Source organism: Pseudomonas sp. WS 5027 (genome assembly GCF_012985695.1).
GTDB lineage: Bacteria > Pseudomonadota > Gammaproteobacteria > Pseudomonadales > Pseudomonadaceae > Aquipseudomonas > Aquipseudomonas hygromyciniae.
Window position 1 is genome coordinate 1 of the sequence record NZ_JAAQWU010000048.1, and the last position, 3,514, is coordinate 3,514.

Sequence of the window (3,514 nt, forward strand, 5' to 3'; positions counted from 1 at the left end):
AATACTGCCCCTGAAAGCGCAGTGGGTTGTCGACTGTGCCTACATCCAACCGGGTGATTTTTCCGTAGGCCTGGTAATGGGCAGACCAGACGATGTTGCCGTCTGCGCTGGTCAGCTCCTGCGGCGTACCCAGGTGGTCAAGTTGGTAGTGGAAGACCTGTGTATTGGCCGGCCCGAAACCTTCAAGCAAGGCCAGTGGCCTGAAGCTGTCCGGCTCGTAGAGGTAGCTGCGGTGCTGGCCCGCCGTGTGCTCGGCGATAACCTTGTCGCCTTGCCAGAAAAACTCAGTCGTCTTGCCCGCCACGGTTTTGCTGATGCGCCGGCCAAATGGGTCATAGCGATAGCTGGCCTGGCTGCCGTCTGGTTGCGTCACGCCGATCAGGCGGTGCTGGCAGTCGTAGCGGTATTCGGTGACCAGTTGCTGTGCGCGGCCACGGCGTTCGCGTATGAGGTTTCCGAAGGCGTCGTAGTCGTAATGCCGGTCGCCTTGTAGTAACAGGCGGTTGCCGACGACGATGCCGGGGCCTGGGCGGTCTTGCATCAGTAGGTTGCCCGCCGGGTCGTGGGCGAAGCGTTCGGTGGGGGCCTGGGAGTGGTCGGCGCGGGTCAGGCGGTCGAGGGGGTCGTAGTGGTAGTCGTGCTGGCCCTTGCGGGTGTCGAGCAGGCGGGTGAGGTTGCCGCTTTTGTCGTAGGTGTAGTGGCGGTGTTGGTGTTGGGTCAGGCGGCCCTGGTCGTCGTAGTGGTAGTGGCTGAGCAGTTGGCCCTGCTGGCGCTGCTGTTCGCGGCCGGCCTTGAACAGGTGCGAGGTGAGTGTCCGGCCATTGAGCTCAACGGTGGCGAGGTGGCCGCCCTTGTCGTGGTTGAAGGTCAGGTGGTTGTTGTCGGGCAGGCGCAGGTGGTCGAGTTGGCCGCAGCTGTCGTAGCCGTAACGCAAGGTGCCCCAGCCCTGGTGTTCGGCGGTCAGGCGGTTTTGGCTGTCGTATTCGTAGTGCAGCGGCCACTGGCCGTCGTCGACACTTAGGAGATTGCCGAGGCGGTCGTAGGTGTAATCCACCGTGCTGCCATCGGGCAGGGTTTTTCGGATGAGGCGGCCGGCGTTGTCGCGCTGGTAGGCGGTAATCAGCTGACGGTCATCGTCACCGAACTCGGTTTTTTCCTGCAGGTGGCCGTTGAGGTCGTAGACGTAGGTTGTGCGTTTGCCGTCGAAGCCGGTTTCCTGCTGGATCAGGCCGTTGGGGTGGTACGCCAGTTGATAGCGCTCGCCTGACTCGTTTTCGATTTCGGTCAGCAGCAGGCGGGTGTTGTCGTAGCGATAGCGCAGCGCCGTGCCATCGGGGTTGATCCGACGACTGATCAGGTGCAGCCCATCGGCATATTCATACCGGGTCACCCGCCCCAGTTCATCGCGCTCGGCGATGATTTTTCCGTATGGGTTGTAGCTCAATTCGCGGGTGGCGCCGCCCGGCAATACCACTTTGCTCAGGCGGCCTACAGCGTCCCACTGATAATGGGTCAGGGCGCCATGTTCATCTTCACGGGCAATTTGCCGGCCCAGGTCGTCATAGCGATAACGGCGCACGCCGCCGTTGGGCAGTTGCTCCCCAATCAACTGCCCAAGGTCATTCCAGGTCAGGCGCTGACAGCTATGGTCCGGATACCAAACCGCTAAAAGCTGCCCGCGCTTGTCATAGCTGTACTCGGTGACATTGCCGTCCGGATCAGTCTGGCGGGTGATATCGCCCTGATCATTACGCTGGTACTTCCAGACCGCCGCACCCCGGCGCATGACCCGTACGAAACCATGCTCATACTCGTAGGCGGTAGGCTCGTCATCCCCCGGAAACAGCGCCACCAAGCGCCCAGCCTCGTCGTACTGATAAGCCGTAATCGCCCCGAGTGGATCCTGCTCAACCGTCAGCCGACCCTGGGCGTCGTAGGACTTGAAATGCTCGCCGCCATCCGGATCGACCCGCTGCACCAGCCGTGCGCGCAGGTCATGCACGTAGACTTCCTGGCTGCCATCGGCGTTAAGCAGGGTGACGCGGCCGTCGTCATCCCAGACATAGCGCGTATCCATCTGCGTAAAACTGGCCCAATGCCGTACACAGCGCGCTGCCTTGCCAGACCGTTCCCACGCCCAGAAGAAACTCGCCCCACCGGCCAGTTGCCGTTCAGTGATTACCGCAAGGCTGTCGTACTGATAGCGCTCGCTTTCGCCTACAGCATTGATCGCCTCAACCAGTCGCCACTGTTCGTCGTAGCGGTAGGAAACGACGTTCTGCTCAGTCACCCAGGCGTCGTCCGATTCGCTCTCAACACGAAACACCTGGTAGTCCACCGCCACGATATGTCCGCGGTCGTAACGCAGCAGCAACGCCCGCCCGGCATCGTTATCCAGGCGCAGAATCCGCCCCGATACATCGCGGGAAATACGCAGGCGGTTGTCATACCCATCGCTGATCGCCGTCAGCACACCGTCGTGAAAGTGGTAGAACCGTGCCCCTTGAGCCAGCACCAGTTCATCCGACGCCGCCCCGAGATAAATCGCTGCCTCAGCCAGGCTATTGCTGATGGCCGGGCGGGCAGCGGACGGCAGGGGAAAGGTGGTGCTGCGGTTCTCGTGATCGGTCCATACCACCGACTCACCGGCCACCTCCAGCCGCTGCGCCAGGGAATGGCTCCAGCCAAACCCCAGCCCGCAATCCACCTCCACGGCACTGGTGCGATACAGCCGCGTCCAGGCAAACGGCAGTACGCCATCCAGTTCGCCATCGGTCAGGGTCAGCAGTTCTTCGCCGGTGACCATGGACACCGGGCAGCCATGGGTCGCGGTTTTATCGGCGCTGGCGCTGGCTGCGCCGTTGGGGTTTTTCGCGGAGGAGGGCGCGTCGTCCACCGCCTCAAGTTGCTTGAGCGTGGTATTGCGCCGCGCCCCCCAGTGCATCTGCAGGCGACCTTTTTGCAGGCCGCCAACGGCGCCGCGCACGGCCACCGCCTTGTAGCGATCCACCGCCGCCATAAAACGCTTGAGGATGTCGAACACGCCTTTGACGAAGCCCACCGCAAGCTCAACCACTTGCGATCCATACTTCGCCAGGCGCAGCCCCAGATACGCGATCCCGGCGCCTTGCAGGGCAATGGTCAACACCAGCGCAATCAGCAAATCAATGAGCAGCGACACGGCAAACCCGGCAATCACCTCGGCGGTTTTCCCCGCCACCTGGCTGGGGGGCAATGCCGACAGCCAGATCATCGCCGTGCGCAACATCAGGTACAGCGCTGCCTCGTCGCTGGCCAGCAGCATCGCCTGTTCCATCACCTGGGGCGCTTCACGCGCCAGGGCTGCCAGCTCGGCGGCCTGGGTGCCGAGGCGTTCGATGTGCTTGGCCGGGTCCTTGAGGATGTCCTGCACCAGCGAAAGGCTGTCCCACACCTCGGAAATGGCTGACCAGGTACCGGCCAATATCCCACTGCCAATAGCGCTCGCCGTGGAGGCCTGCCAGTGCGGTTTGAA

Annotated in this window: 1 protein-coding gene; it reads right to left on the reverse strand. The window is 62.6% G+C overall.

The window, feature by feature from the left end; all coding sequences use genetic code 11:
- A partial coding sequence (locus tag HBO09_RS28560) for a DUF6531 domain-containing protein (protein ID WP_169999557.1) occupies window positions 1–3,514 on the reverse strand: 3,514 nt, incomplete at both ends.